The organism is Ramlibacter sp. (genome assembly GCF_035706265.1).
In the GTDB taxonomy this organism is placed as follows: Bacteria; Pseudomonadota; Gammaproteobacteria; order Burkholderiales; family Burkholderiaceae_C; genus Ramlibacter.
In genome coordinates this window covers 1-5,485 of sequence record NZ_DASSVG010000038.1, presented here as the reverse complement: position 1 = coordinate 5,485, position 5,485 = coordinate 1, and the positions used below count along the sequence as shown (strand labels likewise).

5 protein-coding genes and 1 pseudogene are annotated in these 5,485 nt (G+C 70.7%); 2 read left to right on the top strand and 4 right to left on the bottom strand.

Annotated features, from left to right (window positions below; translation table 11 throughout):
* A pseudogene (locus VFM98_RS01235) lies at positions 1-154 on the top strand (pantetheine-phosphate adenylyltransferase); the annotation flags it as partial.
* Between the two features lie 78 nt (positions 155-232).
* On the top strand, positions 233-901 hold the full coding sequence (locus VFM98_RS01230; protein WP_325108065.1) for a histidine phosphatase family protein: 669 nt from the start codon (positions 233-235) through the stop codon (positions 899-901).
* Positions 902-927: 26 nt separating this feature from the next.
* Here VFM98_RS01230 and VFM98_RS01225 read toward each other — a convergent pair whose 3' ends face one another.
* From VFM98_RS01225 to VFM98_RS01210, 4 genes are all read right to left on the bottom strand, one after another.
* Positions 928-2,352 (bottom strand): amidase, encoded by a 1,425-nt coding sequence (locus VFM98_RS01225; RefSeq protein WP_325108064.1) that lies wholly within the window; start codon positions 2,350-2,352, stop codon positions 928-930.
* A 4-nt stretch (positions 2,353-2,356) separates the two neighbouring features.
* Positions 2,357-3,850, bottom strand: a complete 1,494-nt coding sequence (locus VFM98_RS01220; protein ID WP_325108063.1) for an ABC transporter substrate-binding protein — start codon at positions 3,848-3,850, stop codon at positions 2,357-2,359.
* A 54-nt stretch (positions 3,851-3,904) separates the two neighbouring features.
* A complete protein-coding gene (locus VFM98_RS01215) occupies positions 3,905-4,738 on the bottom strand; it encodes an ATP-binding cassette domain-containing protein (RefSeq protein ID WP_325108062.1) in 834 nt (277 codons plus the stop codon).
* On the bottom strand, positions 4,735-5,485 hold a 751-nt coding region (locus tag VFM98_RS01210), incomplete at its 5' end, for an ABC transporter ATP-binding protein (RefSeq protein ID WP_325108061.1). The genes VFM98_RS01215 and VFM98_RS01210, both read right to left, overlap by 4 nt.

Here is a 5,485-nt window from a genome sequence, read left to right as displayed (position 1 = left end):
GACGGTGTTCCTGACCCCGAGCGACAAGTACCAGTTCATCTCCAGCACCTTCGTGCGCGAGATCGCCGTCCTCGGCGGCGAGGTCCACCAGTTCGTCTCGCCCAGCGTGCAGCAGCGCCTGGTGGAAAAGGTCCGCAGCCTGGGGCGCGACTGACACACTTCGCATCGAAAAGGGCGCGCGACGCGGGTTCGTGCGCTTCCCGCCGCGCGCTGCGGCCCGGATAATTTCGTCATGCGAATCGACGCGGATGCGACGGAACTGGTGCTGGTGCGCCACGGCGAAACGGACATGAACCGCGAGCTGCGCTTCCAGGGCCAGGTGAACGTCGGCCTCAACGCCGTCGGCCACGAGCAGGCGCGGCGGCTCGCCGCGCGGCTCGCCGGCGAACGGGCCGACGCCGTGTACTTCAGCGACCTGCTGCGCGCCATGCAGACCGCCGAGCCGATCGCCGGCCGCCTCGCCCTGAAGCCGGTGGCCGAGCGCGGCCTGCGCGAGCAGGCCTTCGGCCGCGTGGACGGCATGCGCGTGGAGGAGATCCAGCGCGAGCATCCGCAGGCCTGGGAGCGCTGGCTGCGCTTCGAGGAAGACTTCGCCATGCCGGAAGGCGAATCCACCCGCGCCTTCCACGCCCGCGTGATGGAGGCCGTGCAGCGCGTCGCCGCCGCGCATCCGCGCCAGACCATCGTGGTCGTCACGCACGGCGGCGTGCTGGACATGGTCTACCGCACCGCGCGTTCGCTGGGCCTGAACGGCCCGCGCCAGAGCGAGATCCCCAACGCGGGCCTGAACCGCATCCGCGTGCGCGGGGGCAGCTTCGAGATCCTGCGCTGGGCCGACACCGAGCACCTGGCCGACCTGCCGCCGCAGCCGGTGTACGACCAGCGCCGGCTGGCCCGCTAGCCTCCGGGCCGGTCCAGAGGCCGGGGTCAGTCCACGTGGTAGATCGCCTCCGACGGCGGCTGCGGCCACGGGCGTTGCGGCTCGCGCACCAGCTCGAAGGCGCGCGCCACCTGCAGCACGCCGAGGTCGTCGAAGCGCTTGCCCACGATCTGCAGGCCGATCGGCAGGCCGCCGGCGGTGTAGCCGCAGTTGATCGAAGCAGCCGGCTGCTCCGACATGTTGAACGGCACCGTGAAACCGATGTGCTCCAGCGGCCGCAGCGGATCGTTGGTGGGCGAGGGCAGTTCGGCCGCGAAGGCCGGCACCGGCGAGGTGGGCGAGATCACGTAGTCGAACGGCCGGCAGGCATTCACCGCCGCCACCCGCGTCAGGTGGAACTGGTGGAAGGCGCGGAACACCCCCTCGCCCGTGAGGCCCGCCGCGCTGTCGGCCCATTGCTGGATGTAGGGCAGCACGCGCGCCTTCACTTCCGGCGGCAGGCCGCGCATGTCCACGTGCGAGCGCATGCGCCAGAAGTGGTCCATGCCATCGAGCATGGCCTGGGTCATGAAGGGCTTCAGCGGCGCCACCACGGCGCCGGCGCGCTCGAGGATGTGCGCCGCGTTCTCCACTGCCGCACGCACCTCCGCGTCGACGGGCAGGCCGCAGCCCGCGTCCATCAGCAGGCCGATGCGCAGGCCGCGCAGGCGGTCCACCCCGGTGTCGAAGGCGAACCAGGCGATCTCCTGCGGCGGCAGGCCCATGCTGTCGCGGTCGTCGGGGCCGGAGAGCACCTGCATGAACAGCGCGGCGTCTGCCACCGTGCGCGTCATCGGCCCCGCCGCGCGCCCCATGTAGGGCGGATCGATCGGGATGCGGCCGAGGCTGGGCTTCAGGGTGAAGATGCCGCACCAGCCCGCCGGCAGCCGCAGCGAACCGCCGATGTCGGTGCCGATGTGCAGCGGGCCGTAGCCGGCCGCCGCCGCGGCGCCCGCGCCCGCGCTGGAACCGCCGGGCGTCTTGGCGAGGTTCCACGGATTGCGGGCCAGCTTGTGGAAGCTCGAAAGGCCCGAGGACAACATGCCGTAGTCCGGCATGGTCGTCTTGGCGAGCAGCACGCCGCCGTGCTCGCGCACGCGCGCGGCCGGCGGCGCGTCGGCCACCGCGGGGATCAGCTCGCTGGCCGCCGTGCCCAGGGGCGTGGGGTCGCCGCGGGTGGCGATGTTGTCCTTGATCGTGGCCGGCACGCCGTCGATCAGGCCCAGCGGCTCGCCGCGCGCCCAGCGCGCCTCGCTCGCGCGTGCCTGCTCCAGCACGTGGTCCGGCCGCAGCAGGTACAAGGCGTGGATGTGCTGCTCCCAGCGCTCCACGTGCCCCAGCACGCTGCGGGCCACCTCCACCGGCGACACCTCGCGCCGGCGATAGAGCTCCACCAGGCGCGGAGCGGGAATCTCGTGCAGTGCCGGCTCCATGCCGCTAGGCCCAGGACATGGAGGACAGGTCGTTGGCGAAGATCGGCATGTCCTTCCAGAGGCCGCGCACGTTCTTGTTGGCCACCGTCACCCACTGCGGCTGGTACAGGAAGGCGTGCACCGAATCCTCGGCGATGATGCGTTGCAGGTCGCCCAGCAGCTTCTCGCGCTCCTTCGCGTTGGCGGTGTGCTTGTACTGGTCGTACTCCTGGTTGAACCTGGTGGAGTGGTAGTTCCAGTAGTAGTCCGGCTTGGCGAAGTTGCCGAGGTCGAAGGGCTCGACGTGCGAGACGATCGTCAGGTCGTAGTTCTTGTTGCCGTAGACGTTGGAGAGCCACTGGGCCCACTCCACGTTCTGCAGCTTGGCCTGGATGCCCACCTTGGCCAGCTCCGAGGCGATCACCTCACCGCCCTGGCGCGCGTAGGGCGGCGGCGGCAGGGTGATCGTCAGTTCCAGCGGCGTCGCCACGCCCGCTTCCTTCAGCAGCGCCTTGGCCTTCTCGGGGTTGTACGGGTTCACGCCCGTCAGGTCCACGTAGCCCGGCGCGCTGGGCGGATAGTGGCTGCCGATCGGCGCCCCGTAGCCGTCGCCCGCGCCCTGGATCACCGCCTTGCGGTCGACGGCCATGGCGATCGCGCGGCGCACCCGCACGTCGTCGAAGGGCTTCTTGCCGTTGTTGATGGCGAGGATGGTCTTGGCGCGCGAGCCGGAGACGATCACCTGGAAGCGCGGATTGTTCTTGAACTGCGCCACGCTGCGCGGCGTGACGCGCGGGAAGGCGTCGACGTCGCCGGCCAGCAGCGCGGCCACCTGCGCGGCCGGGTCGGCGATGATGCGGAAGGTGGCGCGCCGCAGCTTGATGCCGGCGGCGTTGCGGTAGCCGTCCCACTTCTTCAGCGTGATCGACGAGCCCTTGACCCAGTTCTCCAGCATGAAGGGGCCGGTGCCCACCGGCTTGGTCATGTTGGTGTCGGCGCTCTTGGGCTCCACGATCACCGCGGTGGCCTGCCCGAGCAGGAAGGGGAAGTCGGGATCCACTTCCTTGGTGAGGATCACCACCGTGTGCTCGTCCACCGCGCGGGTGGTGAGGCTGGCGAAGGTGCGCTTGTCCTTGTTCGTGCTCTTCTCGGCGCCGGCGCGGTCGAAGGAGAACTTGACCGTCTGCGCGTTGAAGGGCTCGCCGTTCTGGAACTTCACGCCCTTGCGCAGCTTGAAGGTGTAGGTGGTGAGGTCGGGCGAGACCTCCCAGCTCTCGGCCAGCAGCGGCGTGACCGAGCCGTCCGGGTGGATCTTGGTCAGCGTCTCGTAGATGTTGTACAGCGTGACCTCGCCGATCGAGGAGGCGGCGCCCCCGGTGGGATCGAGGCCGGGGCTGGGCTCGAGCGCCATGGCCAGGACGATCGAATCCTTGCGGCCCTGCGCCAGCGCGCCCGCGGGCAGGGTGGCCAGGGCGGCGAGCGAGGCGCTGTGCGCGAGGACGCTGCGGCGTTTCATCATTTCTTGTAACTCCGGGGCTAGAGACTGGAGACTAGAGGCTGGGGACGACAGGGATCATCCCCGACTTTCGAACGGGGTGGCAAGGGGGCTGGGCCGGGGCGGCTCGGGCTCCGGCACGGCCGCGACGAGGGTGCGCGTGTACTCGTGCCGCGGCTGCGCGAACAGGCGCTCGGGCGGGCCCTGTTCCACGATCCGGCCCTGCCACAGCACGGCGACGTCATCGCACAGGTGGTGCACCACGGCCAGGTCGTGGCTGATCAGCATGTAGGTGATGCCGAATTCGGCCTGCAGGTCCTGCATCAGATTGAGCACCTGCGCCTGCACCGAGACGTCGAGCGCGCTGACGGGCTCGTCGGCCACGATCAGCCGCGGCCGCGTGACGAGCGCGCGGGCGATGGCGATGCGCTGGCGCTGCCCGCCGGAGAACTCGTGCGGGTACTTGCGCAGGTCGCTGGCGCGCAGGCCCACCGCCTCCACCACCTCGCTGGCGCGCCGGTGCTGCCCGGTGCGGCTTTCGCCCTGGGCCGCCAGCGGCTCGCTCACGATGCGCTCCACGGTCTGGCGCGGATCGAGCGAGCCGTACGGGTCCTGGAACACCATCTGGAAGTCGCGCCGCGCCTGGCGCAGCGCCTCGCGTGGCAGCGTGTGCAGGTCCTGCCCGAGCAGGCGCACGCGGCCGGAGGTGGGCCGGTCCAGCGCCATCACCAGCCGCGCGAGCGTCGACTTGCCCGAGCCCGATTCGCCGACGATGCCCAGGCTGCGCCCGGCCTGGATCGTGAAGCTCACGCCCCGCAGCGCATGCACCTTGCCCGGCGCCCGCAAGAGCTTCTCGCGCGGCAGGCTGTAGTCCTTGACGAGGTTCTCCACCTCCAGCAGCGGCCCGTTCATGGCTGTTCCGGCTGTTGCTCCCGCTCCCTCGCCACCACATCCAGCCGGATGCACCGCGCCCGGTGCCCCGCCTCCACCTCGATCGCCGCCGGCAGCCCCGCATCGCATTCGGCAATCGTCCACCGGCAGCGCCCCGCGAACGGGCACCCTTTCGGCAGGTCCACCAGTTCCGGCACCGTCCCCGGAATCGTCACCAGCCTGCGCCGCTTGCCGGCATGCAGCCCCGGCCGTGCCGCGAACAGCCCCAGCGTGTACGGATGCATGCGGTTGGCGAACACCGAGGCCGTGGGGCCGCTTTCCACCACGCTGCCGCCGTACATCACCAGCATGCGCTGCACGTTCTGGGCGATCACGCCGAGGTCGTGCGAGATCAGCATCAGCGCCATCCGGCGCTCGGCCACCAGTTCGCGGATCAGGTCCAGGATCTGGCGCTGGATGGTCACGTCCAGCGCGGTGGTCGGCTCGTCGGCGATCAGCAGGTCGGGTCCGCAGGCGAGTGCCATCGCGATCGTGATGCGCTGGCGCTGCCCGCCGGAGAACTGGTGCGGGTAGGCGTCGATGCGCCGGGCCGCGTCCGGGATGCCGACGCGATCGAGCAGGGCGATCGCCTCCTTGCGGGCCGCGGAGGCGTTCATGCCGCGGTGCAGCCGCAGCGGCTCGGCGACCTGGTGGCCCACCGTGTGCACCGGGTTGAGTGCCGTCATCGGCTCCTGGAAGATCATGCCGATGCGGTCGCCGCGCAGCGCG

What these genes read in the sequence shown, in the direction of transcription:
- VFM98_RS01230 (WP_325108065.1), top strand. Translation starts at nt 233, where the DNA reads ATGCGAATCGACGCGGATGCGACGGAACTGGTGCTGGTGCGCCACGGC.
- VFM98_RS01225 (WP_325108064.1), bottom strand. Translation starts at nt 2,352, where the DNA reads ATGGAGCCGGCACTGCACGAGATTCCCGCTCCGCGCCTGGTGGAGCTC.
- VFM98_RS01220 (WP_325108063.1), bottom strand. Translation starts at nt 3,850, where the DNA reads ATGATGAAACGCCGCAGCGTCCTCGCGCACAGCGCCTCGCTCGCCGCC.
- VFM98_RS01215 (WP_325108062.1), bottom strand. Translation starts at nt 4,738, where the DNA reads ATGAACGGGCCGCTGCTGGAGGTGGAGAACCTCGTCAAGGACTACAGC.